The sequence below is a fragment of the Pelagovum pacificum genome (assembly GCF_016134045.1).
Classification (GTDB): Bacteria; Pseudomonadota; Alphaproteobacteria; order Rhodobacterales; family Rhodobacteraceae; genus Oceanicola; species Oceanicola pacificus_A.
The window spans coordinates 2,885,768-2,904,950 of the sequence record NZ_CP065915.1; the positions used below are offsets into that span (position 1 = coordinate 2,885,768).

Sequence of the window (19,183 nt, forward strand, 5' to 3'; positions counted from 1 at the left end):
GGATTTCGCTAAGATTGTCGCATGTCATCGCGCAGCCCGGATCTTGTCTCCGTCATCATGGCGAACCGCAACGGTATGCCTTGGCTGCCGGACGCGGTCGACAGCGTCCTTAGTCAAAGCCACGCCTCGATGGAGCTCGTCGTTGGCGACGATGCGTCGGATGATGCCAGCGTCGAGTACCTCGAACGGCGGAGGATTTCGGACAATCGTCTGAGAATAGTCAGACTGCCGGAGCCGGGTGGCCCTTCGGCCGCACGCAATGCAGCAATTGCCGCATCAGTTGGTGACTGGATCGCGATTTGCGACTCCGACGACCTGATGGTGCCCGATCGGCTGGAGGGTCTTCTTCGCCATGCTGCGGCCTCGGGCGCGGACATGGTCGCGGACGACATGGTTCATTTTTCAGCCAGTCCGATGCGCAGGGCAGCGACCGTCCTCGGTGAGCTGGCCATCCCGTCGAACAGGCTTATCGGGACAGGGGATTTGCTCAACCAGGATCGCCTTGGCTACCTCAAGCCACTGATCCGGAGAGAAATTGTCCCGCGATCCACTTATGATCCGGCATTGTCGATCGGGGAGGATTATCACCTGTATCTTCGGCTCTTGGTCGACGGCGCAAAGTTCGAAATCGTACCGGGATCGGGATATCTTTACCGGCGCCACGCAGCGTCGTTATCTCATCGGAGCCGGCCGGATCAGCTTCGAAAGCTGGCGTCGGCACTAAGCGAGATTGAGGTGGGCGAGGATCAGGCGAGCCTGGCTAGACGGGTTCGGGACCTTCGGCGGGCGGCAGACGTGGAGCAATTCGCTATTGGCGTGCGCGACCAAGATTTTGGTGCCGCCTTCTTCAGCCTTCGGCAATCACCCTTGGCGTGTGTCGGTTGGATAACAGGCCAAGTCGGGCACCGTTTGAGCCAGACTTTTCCAGCATCGATACGACCGCCCTTGGAGCTGTCGATCTGTGAAGGGCGGCCGGTAGATCGAAACCGCATGATCCAACTTCCACCGAAGGAACCCGGCCGAGCAAGACTTGCAGCTTACCTCTGTTTTGAAGCCTCTCGCCGGCGTCTGACCCTGTCGCCGACAACCGACAAATGCGAGACATTCTGTCGATTGGTCCCGATGGCGAAGGTCATCCCGACTGGTCAGACCGACCAGTCCGCGAACTCTTGCCTGGTCAAAGCCCTGAATTGCGCCGCGTCGGCGCGAACGCCCTGAGCGATCTTTTCCCTCAAATCCGTATCGACTTCTGGAACTTTCGAAGAATTCGATGCGAGCGCGGCCTTCAATCGTATCTTCGCGTCATGAGGAACCCAGCGCCTCGCAAGCCGCCCCACCCCTGTTTTCCGAAACGAGAAGAACCAATCCGGAATACCGGCAAGTTCGGCTGTAGAATTGGCTTTACTCGGTGGCATCCAATTATCTTCGACACCCAGAAAACTGGCGAGCCTCGCTCGTTCTTCTCCTTCATTTCCGAAGAGTCGCACTTGATCCAGAACCATGAATCGTTCGATCGGAAAGCACTCAAGCCAGGCACGAAGCTGCAACGCATAGCTGGACACTTCGATCAGGTGAGAGATGTCAGGCACTTCGCCAGCCGCGTCGGAGCGCGTTGCATGGTGGTGCTGAGATACCGCTCTATTCACCGGATCGCGTACGAGATAGATGAATCGGCAAGCCGGGGCGACAGTTGCAACCCGCTCCGGCACAAATGGAAAACTGAGGCATTTCGAGTAATTGGGCGACACCTCGACCCTGAGTAGGTCGTGGTCGGAGAACCGCCTCCGATACCATCGCTCCCCTTTTTCCCAGACGTCTCCGCCAAGAAAGAAATCGACCTCCTTCTCATTCGGCACCGCGATCTGATCGTGCGCGGTGAACATGCGATGGAGGCTTGTCGTGCCGGCCCGCATCGCGCCGATCACGATCACATCGACCGGATCTCGTTGCTGCATCGGCACATCCTCCACGAACGAGGGATATCTTGCGGTTATTAAACCTCCCTTAACGCGCGATCTGTATCGAGGGCTCATCAACACGGGGCCAAGCATGCAGAACACGCCGACGAACCCGGCAGACGGTCGCGAAATCATCGATCTCGGCGCTTTGCTTGCAATGGTCTGGCGCGGCTTCGCGGTGATCCTCTTCTTCGGCGCAGTCGGCTTCGGGCTAGCCCTGACCTATGCAAAGGGCCTGACGACACCGTTATTTGCTGCGACGGCCGAACTCGTGCTCGAGACGAGAGACGAGAAGATCGTCGATATAGAACAGGTGCTTGGCCGAATCTCCACCGACGAGGAGGCGATCCTGACCGAGGTTCACATCCTGGCGGGTCGCGAGCTTGCCGCGCAGGTCGTGGATGAACTCGAGCTTGCTGACGATGTCGAATTCAACGGCGAGTCACCTCAGTCCGGCCTTGCTGATTTCCTCGCTAGCCTGAGATCGAGAGGAGAAACCGGCACTCTGCCGGACCCCGAGGTGTTACGCGAACACGCAATCGAAACACTGCGTGCGAGGACGGAGGTCCGCAATGTTCCCGGCACCTACGCCTTCTCGATCGAGGTGCTGTCAGCGGACCCGTCCAAGGCCGCTGAAATCGCAAACTCCTACGCGATGATCTACCTCGAAAATCAGCGTGCTGAGTTGTTCCGGGCGACCGAACAGGCGTCCGATTGGCTGGCGGTCCGGGTGGCGGACCTCGCCGCGGATGTTGCCCGGGCCGAAACCGCTGTCACGTCTCTCAAGTCAGAAGCGAGTTTTGCAGACGAGGCGCACCTTCAAGGCCTGGAGAGGCGGCTCCTGCGTCTGAGAGAAACGCTGATCGAGCGACGCGCTGCGCTCGAGGCGAAACAACGGCAACTGGATATCCTGCAAGAGCCCGACCGGCTTGCAGCAGGCGCGCAGGTACTCGTGGTGTCGGGGCTGGATCGGGATCAGGCGCTCGCGCAGGTGCGCTCGGAAAGGGCCGAACTCTCGGCGCAGACCGCCGCCATCGAGACTTCGGTTGGCGATCTGCAGCGGCAGATCCTCCTGCAGACGGAGGCTCTGACCCGCCTGGACAGCGCCCAGAGGGATCTGGAGTCGAGCAGGCTGCTCTACGAGAACTTTCGCGATCGATTACGCGAAACGGCTGTTCAGCAGGGCATCCATCAACCGGACAGCCGGATCATCGAGTACGCAGTGGCCCAGCGCTTTCCGGTTGTTCCCAACCTGCCCTACAGCCTCGGTGTGGGGGCAGTCGTCGGGGCGCTTATTGGTGGAGCGTTGACGATCGGATGGCAAATCAGCGTGTCCCGCATTCGATCCAGCGGGCAGGTCGCGACGCTGACCGGTGCCCCTGTCCTCGCGCAGATGTCCAGGTTGCCCAAGGACCTCGACGACTTGAAACCCGGCACGCCGGCAGGAGAAGAGTTGCGGAATCTGCGAACCTCTCTGCTTCTGCGACGTGAGACGGCACAAGTCATTCTCGTCGCATCGGCCGAGAGCGGCGATGGCAAGACAACCATCTCGGCTGCATTGGCCAAGAGCTTTGCCGAGGTCGGGCGCCGCACGTTGCTTGTCGATTGCGACCTTCGTCGCCGCCAGGCGTCCGCCAAGTACGGGCGTCGTGGGATCATGGGCGGCTTCGCTGATGTCATCCTTGGTCGGACCAGCCTCGACCAGTCGGTGATACGAAGCTCGATGGAAGGCGTCGATCTGCTACAGGCGGGCGGCTCCGGCTATGCGGCGGCAGACGTGCTGAGCCGGGGCAACGTTGCCGATGTTCTGACCCAGGCGCGCGGCAGGTGGGATACGATCATCCTCGACACGCCGCCGATCCTTGCCGTGCCCGACGCTCGGTTGCTGGCTGGGCACGTGGACTCCCTTCTCCTCGTCGTTCGGTGGAATCGCACGCGGCGCAGGACGCTGGCGACCTGCCTTGATCGGCTCCGGCAAAGCGGCCACGGCCCGGATGCGATCGTCATGTCGCGGATGGGCGGTCGCCATGGGGTGCGCGGACCTTATCGCCAGACGATCCGGCGATATGCGGTTGCCTGACATCGCTCGCCCACCTCCAGGTGGCCGCAATCATGAATGTCGACGTGTTGTGAAGGCTGAACAATGCCGGCTCGGCGAGGCCGGAAACCGCGAAGAGACAGACAAGAAACAGGAAAAATGCGCTCGTGACAGTGCCGTCGCGGCGGAACCAGCTGATGCAACGTTTCAATGTCGCCAGGATCAGGACGAAAGCCGGAACGGTTCCAAGCAGTCCGACGCCAACGAGGAGCTCGAGGTAAGCATTATGAAAGATATTCAGGCGATGATCGACGGCGAACTGAAGCAGGGTCCGCTCGTCCGATGGCACAGTCCAGAACGCTCCGTAGCCCATCCCCCCGATCAGCCTTGATCGGGCCAACTCGATCGCCTGCAGCCAGATGGAAGTCCGGCCAGTGAGAGTTTCGTCCTTTCCCAAGGCAGTGAGGGTAATGCCGACGACGTCAGTTTTGGCAAGAAGGAGCCAACCGACCGCCAGGATTGGAACGAGGATCGCCACGACTGGCAGAAGGTTCCGCGTTGTCGGCGAGCGACGGATGGCCAGAAGCAGAAGGAGACATGGCAACGATGCATAAAGCAGCAGGCCGCTGGCGCTATGGGCCAGTCGAATCATCGGAAGAAGAGCGAGGGCGAGGATCAAGCCAAGCGGCATCACGCGCCAGTAGGCGCCGAGGGTGATGCAGGCGAGTGCTGCCAGCACGAGGCTGAGCGCGAGCGGGTTCTTGTGAATGAAGGGGCCGATCAGGCTCCCCTCCGAAATCGCGGGGGGACCGAAGCCGGTCGTGAACATGAGGAACGTCAGAATGGCTCCGGAAATCCACAGACCACAGGCCAGAAGCATCACGCGCCAAGGCGGCAGAAGTTCGGCGAGCAGAAGTCCCATGACCATGGTGCCGGCCAGTTGCAGAGACCGATACGCGGTCTCCGGCGGATTGACGCTCCAGAGCGTCGTGAGGAGCGCGAACATCGGCAGGAGGAGAACCGGCCAACCCGTGCCCATGAACCGGAGCGAAGAGGCCCGATCGCGGACCAGCAGGGCCGCAGTCCAGACGTAGAGCACCAAGAGCAAGTAGGGTTGCAGGCCGAAGCGATGCGTAAGGCCGGACCCGATCAGGAGGAGCAGAAGTGCATACCAGTCTCGCCATCGTTCCGGTGTCCGATCGGGCGGCCGATAGAGAGAGTTGTCGTTTCCGCCAGTCTGCATTCGTCGATCCGGGGCCGACTGAATTTTGGGAGAGAGCTCTTTTGCGTCAACGCCCCGAGGCATTTCACAGTCCATCGACGGCGGCCTTGGTGGCGACGCTCTTGGAAATTCGCGGCATACGCACAGCGGCACGGCAGCGAGCAGATGAAGGGATGGCATCCATTCGTTCATTCGTAGATCCGGATACCAGATGATGCAACTTAAGGATGTATCATCAAAAAACTTCAGCCTTGCGTTGCATGGCGCGCGTGGGCTCTTCAGCCTGATGGTCCTGCTCTATCATCTCTGGAATTCCGGGCTTTCGACGTGGGTGATGCCTGCTCCGATCAACGAGCTGCTTTATGCGTTCCGGTTTGGCGTCGAGCTGTTCTTCGCGGTAAGCGGCTACGTCATCGTGCGTTCGGTCGCGCGGGCGGCGTCGCCCGCAGCGTTCCTGCGGGACAGGGCGACGCGGATCTATCCGGTGCTGTGGGTCGCGGTTCTGGTGTTCCTGCCACTCGGCATTCTGGACAGTCGCGAGGAAATCCTGCGGGTCCTGGAACCTCCCGCGCTTTTGGTTCTGGCGACGGTCGGGAACATGTTGGCGCTGCCGCCTGTATTGCCAGTTCCGCTGTTCTATCCCCCGGCATGGACGTTGGGGTTGGAGGCGGCGTTCTACGCATGTTGCGCGGCATGGCTCGCGCTGCGGCCGGGCGTGGGGAGAATGCTGGTCCTGGTGGTCGGGCTCTGCTTGATCTGGTGGCACCCGCGCGCGGCGTTTTTCCTGTGCGGCGTTGCGGTGGCCCTTTTTCCGCGAACATCGGGACGCCATTGGACGTTGCTTTGGCTGCTGGTGTTTCTGTGGGCTTGGTCCGGGCCCTTGCCGCCGGGGCTGGTCGAAGTCAGGCTCGCGGATTGGTCTTCGGACGACTGGCTACGTGGTCTGATCGCGGCGGGGGCCGTGACCATCATGATCGGCGGCATCGTCAACGGGTCGGGCCCGCTTTCGACGTGGCTGCGGCGACCGACGATGATGTGGCTCGGAACCGTGAGTTACAGCCTGTACCTGTGGCACCCGATCGTCCTCGGTGTGGTAAAGGAGGCGATGTATCGCACCGGACTTGCGAGTTTCGCGGGGCCGGCCGCGATGCTGGTGCTGGCGATCGTGGTCGTGCCTGTTAGCCTCGTCGTTGCCGAGGTCAGCCATCGCCTCCTCGAAGTACGGTTGACGCGCTGGCTGCGGCGATCGTCGCTCACGCCGTGGCGGGCTGCAGAGTGAGGCGGCGGTCGCGGGCGGCGATGGCCACGGCGACGAAGCGGTCCAGCTCATTCGTTTCGGCGAACAAGCGGGACGGCAGGGAGAGGACGTGACGGCGACAGGCGTGCAACCTGTCGGCCGTCAGTGAGTCGATAAGTGTCAGCAGGGCATCCGGGGAGGCGTCGTCGATGGACCACCCCTGCCCCGTTGCGCTGATCCGGCGGGCGGTTTCTGTGCCGGAAACGGCGATCAGGGGGCAGCCGTGCCAGCCAGCCTCGTAGACGCGGTTGGGCAAGAGCAGATCGGAGTTGCCGCCACGTTGCCAGAGATCCTGCGCCCAGACGACATCGCACTCGGCATAGGCGGCTGGAAGGCCGTGCGGATAATCGTAGGGACCCGTGGCAATGACATTCGGCAGCGCGTTGATGCGCGCGTCGAAATCGGGAAGCGCGTGTCGGTGGACTTTGCCTGTGATGCGCAGCTCGATCTCCGGACGCGCGGTGGCGACCGACAGAAGCAGATCGAGGGATGCGGGACAACGTATCGAACCGATCCAGCCGAGGCGGAGTGGACCGGATCGCGGCGGTCCAGACGGAGGGCGGCTGGCGCCCGAAGGAAGGCAAAGCTTGTTCTCGAGCAGGTGCCACGGGCCGGCGTGGCGCTGAACCGGCCAGAACCAGCGGTGATAGAACGCGGGCGACGACAGGCAGAGGAGGTCCACCCGGCGCAGCGCGGCGCGTTCGGCGGCTCGCGCCAGACGTGCGCGACGGGAGGTGCCCTCGAACAGCCCATGAATGTCGAGGACCTCGTAGACGAGGCTCGCCGCCGGCGCGTGACGCATGAGCGCGCGGCCGAGCGCGAGCATATCGAAGTTTCGTGCGAGGATGATGTCGGCGGCCCGGGCCTCTGCCACGAGGGAGGGCCACGACCGCGCCGACCTCAGCAGTAGGTGCAGGGCGCGTCGGCAAAGCTGGTTCTGAGGGATAGGACCGAGGTCGATGTTGGGCCAGTCGATCTTTGGCGCCGGCCCCTTGCGCAGCGAGGCGGATCGGACGTCATGCCCGCCATCGGCCAGTCCGCGGAGACGGCGGAGTTGGGCCGCATCGCGGAGGTCGGGGACCAGCGCGAGAATACGGGCCATCAGCCGCGCCGCGGGAGGGCCGCCCCGACGGCTGCGCCGGCGTGAAGCAGGCCTCGCAGCAGCCAGAAGTTCCGGCGGGTCGCGAAGGTCACGCCCAGCGCAGCGCGCAGCCCGCAGTAGATGGCCTTCGGGACGGCGGAGGCCACAAGGGCGAGGCGTTCGACCGGGCGGCGTGCACCGATCGCGTGGCTGCGCCCCATGCGGAAGCGGCGCCGGGCGAGCCAGCGGAAGCTGAGGCGGGACGAGGCGACGGGCTCCAGCAACTCGGCTTCGGGGCAGATGGCGAAGCTGGCGCCCCTGCGGGAGAGCTCGAAGAACCAGGCAGTATCCTCACCCCCCGTGGTGCCGAGCGCAGGATCGAAGTCGATGTCCTGCCACGCTGTTCCGGCGAAGCGCACCAGCGCATTGGACGTATGCGCGGTTTGGAGCGTGGCGCCGGCGCGCAGGACAGGACGGTTCGAGTGCAGATCGAGGTCGCGCATCCAGTCGGACGCCTCGGGCGGGTATAGCGCGCGCGCGGGACCCGAGACGACATCGGCGCCGGTGGCACGCGCCGTCGCCATCAGCTGGCAGAGCCAGTCGGGTTGGGCGATCTCGTCGTCGTCAATGAAAGCCAGCCAGTCCGCCCGCAGTGTGCGGGCCGTCGCGAGGCCGGCCGTTCGCGCGACGGAAATGTTGTGCGCCGGGGCGTGCCGATACTTCACCGGCCAGCTGCGCGTTGCCCCACGGATGAGGTCGCGGGCCGACGGGGTACGGTCATTGTCGATGACGACGATGGTGATCTCGCATCCCTCGGGGGCCCTGAGCCGAGAGAGTGACGTGAGGGTGCGCAGGACCGAGTGGCGCCGGTGCGTGCAGAGGCAGACGAGGACGCGCTCGACCATCAGGCCGCATCCTCTTTCGGGCGCGGCCCCACGAGCAGAGTCATCGCGATGCCCCTTCCCGTTCCGAGCAGGAAGCCGATCGCCCAGCCGAAATGGATCGCGCAGAGTGCGGGGCCCGCCCAGAGGCCGTCAGGTCCGATCCGCAGCGCGCTGACTATTGCGGCCCCGGAGACCACAAGAATGTAGAGTGCTGGCCATGCGAGTGCGGGTGGCCAGACCGTCGCAAGGGTCAGCGTGGCGAGCATCAGCAGCAGGTTCACCACCGGTAGCATCTGACGCAGGCGGGGGCGGATGCGGTGCTTGGCGACGGTGGCGGCGCGACCGCGACCGTAGTTGAAATATTGACGGCACAGGCCGCTCAGCCTTGCGCGGGGGTGATAGGTCATGCGGATCGCGCCATCGAGCCAGATGCGCCCGCCAGCCGCGGCGAGGCGGAGGTCGAACTCGGCATCTTCATTCTGGGCGAATGCCGCGTCGTAGCCGCCGATCCGCCGGAACCAGTCGAGGTCCATCGCCGCGTGGTGGCCGTGATCGACGTAGCCGGACGCGGTGCCACCGCGATGGGCGGCGCCGCCCGAGCCAAGGGGCGTGTCGAGGATGAACGCCGCGCCGCGGGCGAAACCGGTCTGGCCGAGCGAGTCCATCGGCACGACGACCGAGGCGCAGTCCCGCTCTCTCAGGCGGTCGACGAGGCGGGAGACGTAGCCCGGTGGATATTCGGCGTGAGCATCACAGCGGACGAGGACAGTGCGCCCGGAGCCGAAGCGCGCGACCGCGCGATTGATCCCGGCCGACTGGACGCGCGCCGGGTTGTGCAGCAGGCGGACCTGCCCGGCGGGACGGCTGTTGGCGATGCGGCTGACGATGTCGCAGGTGCGATCGGTGCTGCCGCCATCCGCGACGATGAGCATTCCGCCACCCGCGGCAGGCGGGATACCAAACACCTGCTCGTCGGCGAGGAGCCGCAGGACGCAGCTTTCTATCGTGTCGGCCTCGTTCAGGGTCGGGATGACGACGAGGACTCGGTCGAGACTGTCAGAGGCTGTCTCCGTCTCGAAGAAGGGATTTGACCCGTCGGGCATGGTTGTCCGCGCTCCTTCCGCCTGTGCAGGGCCGGGGCACGAATGTGCCGGGGGCCGTTGCGACGGGCTTCAGGATAGGGAAACCGGGCCGAATGGGCGGACGTGTTGGGGGACGATCGTCAGGTAGCGGACAGGTGTCGGCCAGCGGGCAAGCCAGGGCGCGACGGAAGGAAATAATACCTTGGAAACAGACACCTACGCGGCATCAAGGTTAACACCTCGGCAACGGCAATGAAGCGAGTGCTGACCGCTGATTAACGGTTCGGCAACGGACCTCAAATGGGCACGCAACTGGTGCGGGCCCCTGGTCTGGGAACAAGAAAAAGCCGCCCGGGAGGGCTCCCGGACGGCTGTCTCAATTCGCTTTGCGAGTCGCCTCAGGCGGCGCGGCCGCGACGCGGCCGGCGGCGCTTGGCGCTGGCCGGTTTGGAGGCCGGTTTCGCAGCCGCGGCGGGCTTCTTGCCGCCACCGCCACTACCACCCCGACGACGCTGACCGCCGCTCGGCCCGCGACGATTGCTGCGCTCGCCCGCGCCACGCTCGGGGCGGGAGCCGCTGGCGACCGGGATCTCGATCTTCATCAGCTTCTCGATCTGGTAGAGCAGATCTCCCTCGTCCGAGGCGCAGAAGGCAATTGCCTCGCCCTCGCGGCCGGCACGGGCGGTGCGGCCGATGCGGTGGACGTAGTTGTCGGCAACCTCGGGCAGGTCGTAGTTCACCACGTAGGAAACGCCGGGAATGTCGATGCCGCGCGCGGCGACATCGGTGGCGACGAGCGTGGTGATCGTGCCATCGCGGAACGCCTTGATGGCGCGGTCACGCTGGCCCTGGCTCTTGTTGCCGTGGATCGAGGCGGCGTTGTAGCCGTCCGCCACGAGGCCCTTCATCAGCTTCTCTGCACCGTGCTTGGTGCGGGCGAAGACGAGGGTCAGGGCGTCGGGGTCGCGGGACAGAACTTCGCGCAGCTTGCTCGGCTTGGCGGGTTTCTCGACGAAGTGCACCGACTGGGTGATCTTGTCGGCGGCCTTGCCGGGGGGCGAGACCTGCACCTTGCGCGGGTTGGTGAGGTAGGCGCTGCTCAGCTCTTCCATCTGCTTGGGCATGGTGGCGGAGAAGAGCATCGTCTGGCGCGGCGTGCCGAGCTTCGGCGCGATGCGGCGCAGCGCGTGGATGAAGCCGAGGTCGAGCATCTGGTCGGCCTCGTCGAGGACGAGGTGCTTCACCGTGCGCAGGTCGACGGAGCCGCGATCCATCAGGTCGATCAGCCGGCCCGGGGTGGCGACGAGGATGTCGGTACCGCGCGACAGCATGTTGATCTGACGGCCGATGGACTGGCCGCCGACGACAGTGACGACACGGATCGGCGTGCCGTCCGTGAGGGTGCGCAGGCTGTCGGCGATCTGGTTCACCAGTTCCCGGGTGGGTGCGAGGATCAGCGCCTTGGCGGTCTTCGGCTCCGGCTTGCCGCGCGCGGCGAGCAGGTGGTCGATCAGCGGCAGCCCGAACGCGAGCGTCTTGCCGGTGCCGGTCTGGGCGAGGCCGAGGATGTCGTGACCTTCGAGCGCCAGCGGAATGGCCTGGTTCTGGATCGGGGTCGGCTCGGAGAAGCCGGTGCGCTTGAGCGCGTCGTTGAGTGCCGGCTGGAGGCCGAGCATATCGAAATCGAACAAGTCTTGTCCTTTCGTCCGCGCAGCCGTTCCAGCGCGCGGCGGAGTCCGGGGCGCGTACATCGCGACCCGTCGAGGGTGGCGCGCGGCCTTCAGTCCAATGCGGGCTTATCCCGCGCGGCCTGGCCGTCGCGTCGAGAACCCTGCGTGATGGGGAACCGGAGATTGGGGGCGCTGGTGGATCGAAAAGCGATCCGGCATGCTCACGCGGCAGCGCAGCGTCAGGAGGCACATGCGCCTCCTGACAGTGCAAGTCAAGCCTTTGTCGGATCAGTCGAGCGCGATCACCTCGTGCGCGCGTTCGGGATCGGGCGGCAGCACGGCGTTCTTGAGCGCCAGGGAATAGGGGTGCTGCGGGTTGTCGAGCACCTCGCGGGCATCGCCCTGCTCGACCACTTCGCCGGACTTCATGATGATGAGCCGGTCGGCGATGTAGTAGGCCGTCGCGAGGTCGTGGGTGATGTAGATGATCGTCACGCCCAGCCGGTCGCGCAGGTCGCGGAACAGGTTCACGATCGACATGCGCAGGCTGGCGTCCACCATCGACACGGGTTCGTCCGCAACGATCAGGTCCGGCTTCGGGATCAGCGCGCGGGCGACCGCGATCCGCTGAAGCTGCCCGCCGGACAGTTCGTGGCTGTAGCGCCCGCGCACCTCCGCGATGGACAGGCCGACCTGCTGCATCGCCTCGTCGGCGATCGCCTCTTCCTCCTTCCGATTCTTTGCCTTGCGGAAGCGGCGGGCGGTCGCGAACAGGTAGGAATCGATGCGGGTCAGCGGGTTGAACGCCTCGAACGGGTTCTGGAAGATCGGCTGCACCCGCGACATGAAGGCGATCCGCTCCTTGTTGCTGCGCTTGTTCGACATGTCCTCGCCATGCACGCGGATGGTGCCCGACGAGGGCTCCTCGCTGCCGAGGATCATGTTGGCGAGCGTCGACTTGCCGCTGCCGGACTGGCCGACGATGGCGAAGACCTCCGGATTGTCGTCGTCGAGGGTGAAGCTGACGTCCCGCACCGCGTGGACGATACGGTTCGAGAACAGCCCGCCGCTGCGAAACTGCTTGGACACGTGGTCGAGTTCGAGAACCTGGGTCATGCGATCTTGGCCTCCCCCGCACGCCAGCAGGCGACGCGGTTTTCTCCGTGGCGCCCCTCAAGCGGTGGCGCCTCCTTGCGGCAGCGGTCGATGGCGAGCGGACAGCGCGGGTGAAAGCGGCAGCCGCTCGGCGGGTCGGCGAGGTTCGGCGGCCGTCCCGGCAGGCTGGTGCGCGCGCTCTTGTCGCCGATCCGCGGCAGGGACGAGATCAGGTGCACCGTGTAGGGGTGCTGCGGATCCCGGAAAAGCTGCGTCGTCGGCCCCTCCTCCACGATGCGTCCGGCATAGACGATGCCGATCCGGTCGGCGATCGTGGCGTGAACGGACATGTCGTGCGTGACGAAGACGATGGAACTGTCCTGCTGGCGCTGGACCTCCTTGATCATCTTCAACACGTCGCGCTGCACGATCACGTCGAGCGCAGTCGTCGGCTCGTCGGCGATGATGAACTCCGGCTTGCAGACGGTGGCGAGCGCGATGGTCGTGCGCTGGCGCATCCCCCCCGACAGCTGGTGCGGGTAGGCATCAAGGATCGCCGGGTCGAGCTGCAGCTTCTTAAGGTGGGTTTCCACCGCCTCCCAGAACTGCGCCTTGGGCATGTTCATGTGACGGTAGGCGAAGTCGAGGAACGACCGCCGCACCCGGCGCACCGGGTTCAGCACGCTCATCGAGCCCTGCATGATGTAGCTCAGGTGGCGCCAGCGCAGCGACTGGTGATTCACCGACTTGTCGTAGATGTCGACCGTCTCACCGCCGAACTGGTAGCGGACCGATCCGTCGACGATCTTGAGCGGCGGCCGGATGGCCCCGGCGATCGCCTTCACCAGCGTCGTCTTGCCGGACCCGGATTCCCCGGCGAGGCCGTAGACCTCCCCCTTGCGGACCCGCAGGGTGGCGCCGTCGACGGCGCGCACCTCGCGGGTGATGCCGTAGCCGTCGACCATGAAGTAGGCCTTGAGATCGTCCACGGTGAGGACGTCGCCCTCGGCCACGGGCCTGTTGCGCATCTCTATCACGCGACACCTCCCATCCGGTCGAGCCGGCTGCGCGGGTCGACATATTCATTGACCGACATCGCAAGCATGAAGAGCCCGAGGAACAGGATCACGATGGAGAGGATCGGGAACGCGATCCACCACCAGATGCCGGAGATGATCGCCTGGTGCTGGTTCGCCCAGTAGATCATGCCGCCGATGCTGGGGCGGTTGATGTCCGTGAAGCCGAGCACCGACAGCGTGACCTCGAGGCTGATCGCCCAGATCAGGTTGTTCATCGCGGTGAAGAACACGATCGGCAGGACGTAAGGCAGATGTTCGCGCACCAGGATGCGCCACGTGCTCATGCCCGAGAAGACGCCGTGGCGCGTGAACTCCCGGCTGCGCAGGCTGAGCGAGACGGAGCGGATCAGCCGGCTGTCATAGGTCCATCCCAGGAGCGCGGCGCAGACGGCGAGCAGCGGCCAGGTCATCTCTTCGCGCAGGACGAAGTAGACCAGCAGCAGGATCGGGATGTTGGGCAGCGCAATGAAGGTGTCGTTGATGGACATGAGGATGCGGTCCGCCCGGCCACCGAGGTAGCCCGACACCATGCCGACCGAGATCGCGATGACCCGGCTCAGGATGGTGACGGTCAGGCCGAAGGCCATGGTGTTCCAGACCGCCTCGGACAGTTGCCAGAGGACATCCTGACCGCGCGAGGTGGTGCCGAACCAGTATTCCGTCGAGGGCGGCATGTCGGGCGGCAGGAGGTAGAGGTTGTAGCCCGGGTAGGGCGTCCAGAAGTGCGCCGAGGCGAACACGAGGACCAGCAGCGTCAGCGTGAAGCCGGCGAGGAACTCGGTGTTGTAGCGCAGAAGGTCGCGGATGACTTTGAACATGTTGGATTATCCCAGCTTCACGCGCGGATCGATGAGCGGATAGAGGATGTCGATCAGCAGGACCGCCACGGCGACGGCGAAGATCGAGATCGTGGTGACGCCGAGCACGAGGCTGTAGTCGCCCCGGTAGATGCCCTGGATCAGCAGCCGGCCCATGCCGGGGTAGTTGAACAGGAACTCCACGATCACGGTGCCGCCGAAGATCTGGCCGAGCTGCATGGCAAGGCCGGTCATCTGGGGCAGCATCGCGTTGCGTGCGACGTACTGGCTGAAGATCGTGCTGCGGCGGACGCCGCCGAGCTCGGCGTAGATGACGTGGTCGTCGGTCACGATGTTGGAGACCAGCGAGCGCATCCCGATGAACCACCCGCCCAGGCCGGCGAGAACCAGCGACAGCGCCGGCAGGAACCCGTGATAGAGAACCGAGCCGATGTAGCTGAGGTTCAGGCCGATATCCATGTTCATCCGGGCGCCGCCCGAGATCGGAAAGATCGGGAAGATGTAGCCCAGCAGGATCAGCAGGATCAGGCCGAGGAAGTAGTGCGGGATCGGGTTGATCGTCATGATCGCCATGCCCAGCACCTTCAGCGCGCGGTTGTGGCGGAAGTAGCCCGCCAGCGCGCCGACCACGTTGCCGATCACGAAGGTGATGAGGATCGAAGTGACCAGCAGCCCGACCGTCCAGGGCGCGGCGTTGGCGATCAGCTTAGAGACGGGGGTCGGGAAGGCGGACAGCGAGGGGCCGAAGTCGGCCCGCAGCACGCGTCCCCAGAAATTCAGGTACTGTTCGAACAGGTTGCCCTGCAGGCCGTAGAGTTCGGCCAGGGCCTCCCGCATCATCTCGACGGCGCGGGGATCGCTGGCGCCGAAGCTCGTAAGCTGGGTCAGCGACTGCTCGACCGGGTCGACCGGTGATAGGTTGGTGATGAGAAACGCCAGCGTCACGCCCGTGAAGATCACGAAGACGAACTGCATGAAACGCTTCAGGATATAGGCTGTCAGACTGCTCATCTCTCGCGTGCCGCCCTGCGCTTTGTGTCCCGGAGGGAGAGGCGGCGCCCCGTGGCGCCGCCTCCCGTTGGTTCAGGTCGTCAGGCCACCGTTACTCGGAGCCTGCGGGCTCCAGCTCGACAACCATGTACCGGATGTTCGACCAGAAGGGGCCGGACGCGGAGTACGGGTCTTCGATGCTCGGGTAGCCAGTCCAGTAGGTCGTGTCGAACGGCGCGAACTTGTTGTAGGCCATCAGCGGGATGAACGGCATCTCGTCGACGGCGAGCTTCAGGTACTCCATGCCGAGTTCGGCGACCCTCGGGCTGTCGAAGGGAACGGTACGGTTCTCCTCGATGATCTCGTCGAGCTGCTCGTTCGCCCAGCGGTTCAGGTTCCGCGGGGGCTGGCTTTCGCCGAGCGGGACGAGGAAGTCCGAGTGGTAGCTTTCGAGGAAGAAGCTCAGGTCGGGATGCCCGCCCCAGGTTTCGACGGTCCAGAAGATCGCCGCCTCGTAGTCCCCCACGTCGAGCCGCTGGGTGTGGGTCGGACCCGCCACCACGACTTCGGTCGGGATGCCGTTCAGGCTCCACTGCTGGGCGATGATCGTGCCGGCACGGGCCAGCGTCGGGATGTTGTCGCCCTCGACCTGGAGCTTCATCTCGAACGGCTCGCCGTCGGGCGTGAGCCATCCGTCACCCTGCTCGGTGAAGCCGGCGGAGCGCAGAAGCTGGGCTGCTGCCTCCGGATCCTGCTGCCACCAGCCGAAGCCGAACATCTCCTTGCGGAGTTCCGGGTCCTCGGGGATCGAGTCGCCCCACTGCGGCCCGACGAGCTCGGCGATCTGCTGGGCGATGTCGGGGTTGTAGGGCTGGACTGTGCCTTCGCCGGTGTCGAGTTCGTAGTCGGCGAGCCAATCCTGCATCGGTTCGTAGTAGTCCGGGATCGCCGAGCCGGTAGGCGGCACGGACAGCGCCGCGATGTTGGCCGCGCCCCGGTAGGAGCCCATGGAAACCGCCCGGATGTCGATGAGCAGCGCGAGCGCCCAGCGCACCTTGGGATCGGACAGCTTGTCGAGCTGGTTGTTCAGCAGCACCGACGGCAGCGTCGGGTCGGGGTGCGCGAACGGGAAGCCGGGGAGCCACTGGGTCGTGCTGTCGGCGGCGTCGCGGGCGATCGTGAACATCCCCTCGGGCGCGATATCGTTGATGACGTCGAGGTTGTGGTTCAACTGTTCGATGACCCGGGCGTCCGGGTTACCGGCGGTGCGGTAGACCACGTACTTGACGGCCGGGGCCTCATCCAGCGTCATGCCGATCGACGTGCGCTCCCAGTCGTCGCGGAGCCGCCAGATCGCCCACTGCCCGTTCGAGTCGTAGTTCTCGAGCACGTAGGCCGAGAGCGACACGGGCGGGTTGAACGTATGGCTGAGCGGATCCTCGACATCGGCGAAGACGTGCTCGGGCATGATCCACGCCGCGTTCCAGCGCACGGTAAAGAGCGTGTGGAAGCGCGAGTTCGGCGCCTTGAGGTTGAAGACGACGGTGTGGTCGTCCGTGGCCTCGACCGACTCCACGTTGATGGTGAACGGCGCCGACCAGTTCATGCCGGGGTTGTCGATCTGGGTCTGAACCGTGAAGACGAGGTCGTCGGCCGTGAAGGGCTCGCCGTCACTCCAGAAGATGCCGTCCTTCAGTTCGACCGTCATCTGGGTGAAGTCGTCGTTGTACTGCGGGCGCGACGCGGCGAGCGCGTTCTGCCAGGCACTGTCCCCCGACCCTTCCGGGTTGATGAACCAGAGCGTGTCGGCCGACAGCTGCTGGTTCCCGTTCGGGTTGGCGCCGCCACCGGGCGCCCAGAGGTTGAACCAGTCCGCGTTCTGCGCCGCCGGGCCCTGGATGATCAGGGTTTCTTCCCGTGGCAGACCGGCGATGAAGTCTTGCGCGGCAACGGGTGCGGCCCATGCCAGGGCCCCGATTGTCGCCAATAGCAACCTGCGAAGTCTCATGTTTCCTCCCTAAAGGCCCCCTCCCTGCATGGTCCGCAGCGACCGGCCTCCTCCTTTGGTGCGTGCGAAGCGTGTCTCGCAGGGCATTTATTGACAATACATTGCGTTCAGACAACGGATTTTATGAGCCATTCAGACTAGACGCTTGTTTTTGCTTATAAGAAATTTTTCAGCACTGTTAACAATGCATGTGATTGTTGACAATGTTGGTCGTCTCGTCGAAGAACAAACGGACGCCGCCCGGAAGTCGCGGCACCACGGGAATCGCGCGCTCCGAGGAACGGGCCGCACCAAGGAGGAGGACATCTCATGCCCGGACAGGGACAGGTCACGATGCAGGTGGACGCGAGCTCGAAGCAGGGCAGCTACCACCCGATGTGGAACTGGTTTGGCTACGACGAGCCGAACTATACCTACACAGACGACGGCAAGAAGCTGTTGCGCGATCTCGCCGCCGCGTCGGGCACCGCGCCGCACATCCGGACGCACAACCTGCTGACCTCCGGTGACGGCGAAGCCTCGCTGAAGTGGGGCTCCACCAACGCCTATACCGAAGATGCCGATGGCAACCCGGTCTACGACTGGACGATCATGGACCGGATCTTCGACGCCTACGTCGAAGCGAACACCACGCCCTTCGTGCAGGTCGCCTTCACGCCGGAGGCGCTGTCCGACGATCCCGGCCCCTACCGCCACTCGTGGTCGTTGGAAGACACCTATTCGACCATCATGACAGGCTGGGCCGCCCCGCCGAACGACCTCGACAAGTGGTATGGCCTCGTGAAGGCGTGGGCCGAGCACTTGGTCGAGCGTTACGGCCGCGAGAAAGTCGTGACCTGGCCGTGGGAATGCTGGAACGAGCCGGACGGTCACTACTGGAAAGGCACGATCCCGGAATATTGCGAGATGTTCGCCGCCACGGTTCGCGCGGTAAAGGACGTGCTGCCCGAAGCGCGGGTCGGCGGGCCGCACACCTGCGGCGCGCACGACAACCCCAAGGCGCAGACCTTCCTGCGCGGCGTGCTCGACTACGTGACCGAGCACGAGGTGCCGATCGACTTCATCGCCTTCCACGCCAAGGGCCAGCCCAAGCTGAAGGACGGCGAAGTGCGGATGGGCGTCGCGAAGCACCTGCTCGACATTCGCGGCAACCTCGAGATCATCGCCGAGTATCCGCCGCTCGCGAAGCTGCCGGTCATCATCGGCGAATCCGATCCCGAGGGCTGCGCCGCCTGTTCCGCCCGCGTTCATCCGCAGAACGCCTACCGCAACGGGCCGCTCTACGGTGTCTACGTGGTCGAGAGCATGATGCGCACCTACGAGTTGTCGCGGAATTCCGGCATCCATATCGAGGGCGCGGTGACGTGGGCCTTCATGTTCGATGGCCAGCCGTGGTTCGACGGCTTCCGCGATCTCGCCACCAATGGTGTCTGCAAGGCGGTGCTGAACGCGTTCCGGCTCATGGGCAAGCTCGACGGCGACTGGATCGCGGCGGAGAGTGACGGCGCGCTGCCGCTCGATCAGATCCTCGACCAGGGGGTGCGCCGGGCGCCGGACCTGAACTGCGTCGCGACGCGCGACGACACGGGCGTCAGCGTCCTGTTCTGGAACTACCACGATGACAATGTGGTCAACGACGGCGACACCGCCGAAATCACGCTCGACCTCTCGGGCCTGCCGGATGGCACCCTGACGCTGCGCGAGTTCCGGATGGACGCGGACCACGGCAACGCCTTCGGCGTGTGGCAGGACATGGGATCGCCGCAGGATCCGTCGGCCGAACAGCTGGAGAAGCTCCACGCTGCGTCCGAACTGCCGGTCATCGCCGAGGCGAGCGAGACTGCGCACAGCGGCAAGCTGACATACGGAACCTCCCTCCCGCGGCAGGGGGTCGGTCTCTTGCGGATCGACTTCTGAAGCGGGCCGACGGGGCCGGGCGGTCAGTCCCGGCCCCGTCCGGA

15 protein-coding genes are annotated in these 19,183 nt (G+C 64.7%); 4 read left to right on the forward strand and 11 right to left on the reverse strand.

The genetic code is table 11. The features are described 5' to 3' along the window. Window positions 1-21 precede the first annotated feature (21 nt). Window positions 22-1,218, forward strand: a complete 1,197-nt coding sequence (locus I8N54_RS14120) for a glycosyltransferase family 2 protein (protein WP_140197430.1) — start codon at window positions 22-24, stop codon at window positions 1,216-1,218. Here I8N54_RS14120 and I8N54_RS14125 read toward each other — a convergent pair. Further along, window positions 1,146-1,955 (reverse strand): sulfotransferase family protein, encoded by an 810-nt coding sequence (locus I8N54_RS14125; RefSeq protein WP_197097684.1) that lies wholly within the window; start codon window positions 1,953-1,955, stop codon window positions 1,146-1,148. The genes I8N54_RS14120 and I8N54_RS14125 overlap by 73 nt on opposite strands. A gap of 94 nt (window positions 1,956-2,049) precedes the next feature. On the opposite strand from I8N54_RS14125, the gene I8N54_RS14130 reads away from it, so the two are divergent. Next, the gene (locus I8N54_RS14130) at window positions 2,050-4,038 is read left to right on the forward strand and encodes a GumC family protein (protein ID WP_197097683.1); all 1,989 of its coding nucleotides are present in this window, start codon (window positions 2,050-2,052) and stop codon (window positions 4,036-4,038) included. Here I8N54_RS14130 and I8N54_RS14135 read toward each other — a convergent pair. Further along, window positions 3,962-5,410, reverse strand: a complete 1,449-nt coding sequence (locus I8N54_RS14135; RefSeq protein ID WP_140197427.1) for an O-antigen ligase family protein — start codon at window positions 5,408-5,410, stop codon at window positions 3,962-3,964. The genes I8N54_RS14130 and I8N54_RS14135 overlap by 77 nt on opposite strands. A 19-nt stretch (window positions 5,411-5,429) precedes the next feature. On the opposite strand from I8N54_RS14135, the gene I8N54_RS14140 reads away from it, so the two are divergent. After that, entirely contained in the window at window positions 5,430-6,497 is a 1,068-nt protein-coding gene (locus I8N54_RS14140) for an acyltransferase family protein (protein ID WP_140197426.1), read from the forward strand. Here the strand turns inward: I8N54_RS14140 and I8N54_RS14145 are convergent. The 9 genes from I8N54_RS14145 to I8N54_RS14185 all read right to left on the reverse strand — a co-directional run bounded on the left by I8N54_RS14145 (window position 6,472) and on the right by I8N54_RS14185 (window position 17,222). Next, window positions 6,472-7,617 (reverse strand): glycosyltransferase family protein, encoded by a 1,146-nt coding sequence (locus I8N54_RS14145; RefSeq protein WP_140197425.1) that lies wholly within the window; start codon window positions 7,615-7,617, stop codon window positions 6,472-6,474. The genes I8N54_RS14140 and I8N54_RS14145 overlap by 26 nt on opposite strands. Next, on the reverse strand, window positions 7,617-8,501 hold the full coding sequence (locus I8N54_RS14150) for a glycosyltransferase family 2 protein (protein ID WP_140197424.1): 885 nt from the start codon (window positions 8,499-8,501) through the stop codon (window positions 7,617-7,619). The genes I8N54_RS14145 and I8N54_RS14150 overlap by 1 nt, the downstream gene beginning before the upstream one ends. After that, the gene (locus I8N54_RS14155; RefSeq protein ID WP_140197423.1) at window positions 8,501-9,583 is read right to left on the reverse strand and encodes a glycosyltransferase family 2 protein; all 1,083 of its coding nucleotides are present in this window, start codon (window positions 9,581-9,583) and stop codon (window positions 8,501-8,503) included. Before I8N54_RS14155 ends, I8N54_RS14150 begins: the two co-directional genes overlap by 1 nt. Window positions 9,584-9,960: 377 nt before the next feature. Continuing rightward, window positions 9,961-11,253 carry a DEAD/DEAH box helicase gene (locus I8N54_RS14160; RefSeq protein ID WP_140197422.1) on the reverse strand — a complete coding sequence of 431 codons (1,293 nt, stop codon included), beginning with the start codon at window positions 11,251-11,253 and terminating at the stop codon, window positions 9,961-9,963. A gap of 267 nt (window positions 11,254-11,520) precedes the next feature. Continuing rightward, window positions 11,521-12,348 carry an ABC transporter ATP-binding protein gene (locus tag I8N54_RS14165; protein ID WP_140197421.1) on the reverse strand — a complete coding sequence of 276 codons (828 nt, stop codon included), beginning with the start codon at window positions 12,346-12,348 and terminating at the stop codon, window positions 11,521-11,523. After that, on the reverse strand, window positions 12,345-13,355 hold the full coding sequence (locus I8N54_RS14170) for an ABC transporter ATP-binding protein (protein WP_140197420.1): 1,011 nt from the start codon (window positions 13,353-13,355) through the stop codon (window positions 12,345-12,347). The genes I8N54_RS14165 and I8N54_RS14170 overlap by 4 nt, the downstream gene beginning before the upstream one ends. A 5-nt stretch (window positions 13,356-13,360) precedes the next feature. Next, window positions 13,361-14,224, reverse strand: a complete 864-nt coding sequence (locus tag I8N54_RS14175; protein WP_140197419.1) for an ABC transporter permease — start codon at window positions 14,222-14,224, stop codon at window positions 13,361-13,363. A gap of 6 nt (window positions 14,225-14,230) precedes the next feature. Further along, the gene (locus tag I8N54_RS14180; protein WP_140197418.1) at window positions 14,231-15,235 is read right to left on the reverse strand and encodes an ABC transporter permease; all 1,005 of its coding nucleotides are present in this window, start codon (window positions 15,233-15,235) and stop codon (window positions 14,231-14,233) included. Window positions 15,236-15,326: 91 nt separating this feature from the next. Continuing rightward, window positions 15,327-17,222 carry an ABC transporter substrate-binding protein gene (locus tag I8N54_RS14185; RefSeq protein WP_140197417.1) on the reverse strand — a complete coding sequence of 632 codons (1,896 nt, stop codon included), beginning with the start codon at window positions 17,220-17,222 and terminating at the stop codon, window positions 15,327-15,329. A gap of 309 nt (window positions 17,223-17,531) precedes the next feature. Between I8N54_RS14185 and I8N54_RS14190 the strand changes: the two genes are divergently transcribed. Next, window positions 17,532-19,139, forward strand: coding sequence for a GH39 family glycosyl hydrolase (locus I8N54_RS14190; RefSeq protein ID WP_140197416.1), 1,608 nt, complete (start codon window positions 17,532-17,534; stop codon window positions 19,137-19,139). Window positions 19,140-19,183 lie beyond the last annotated feature (44 nt).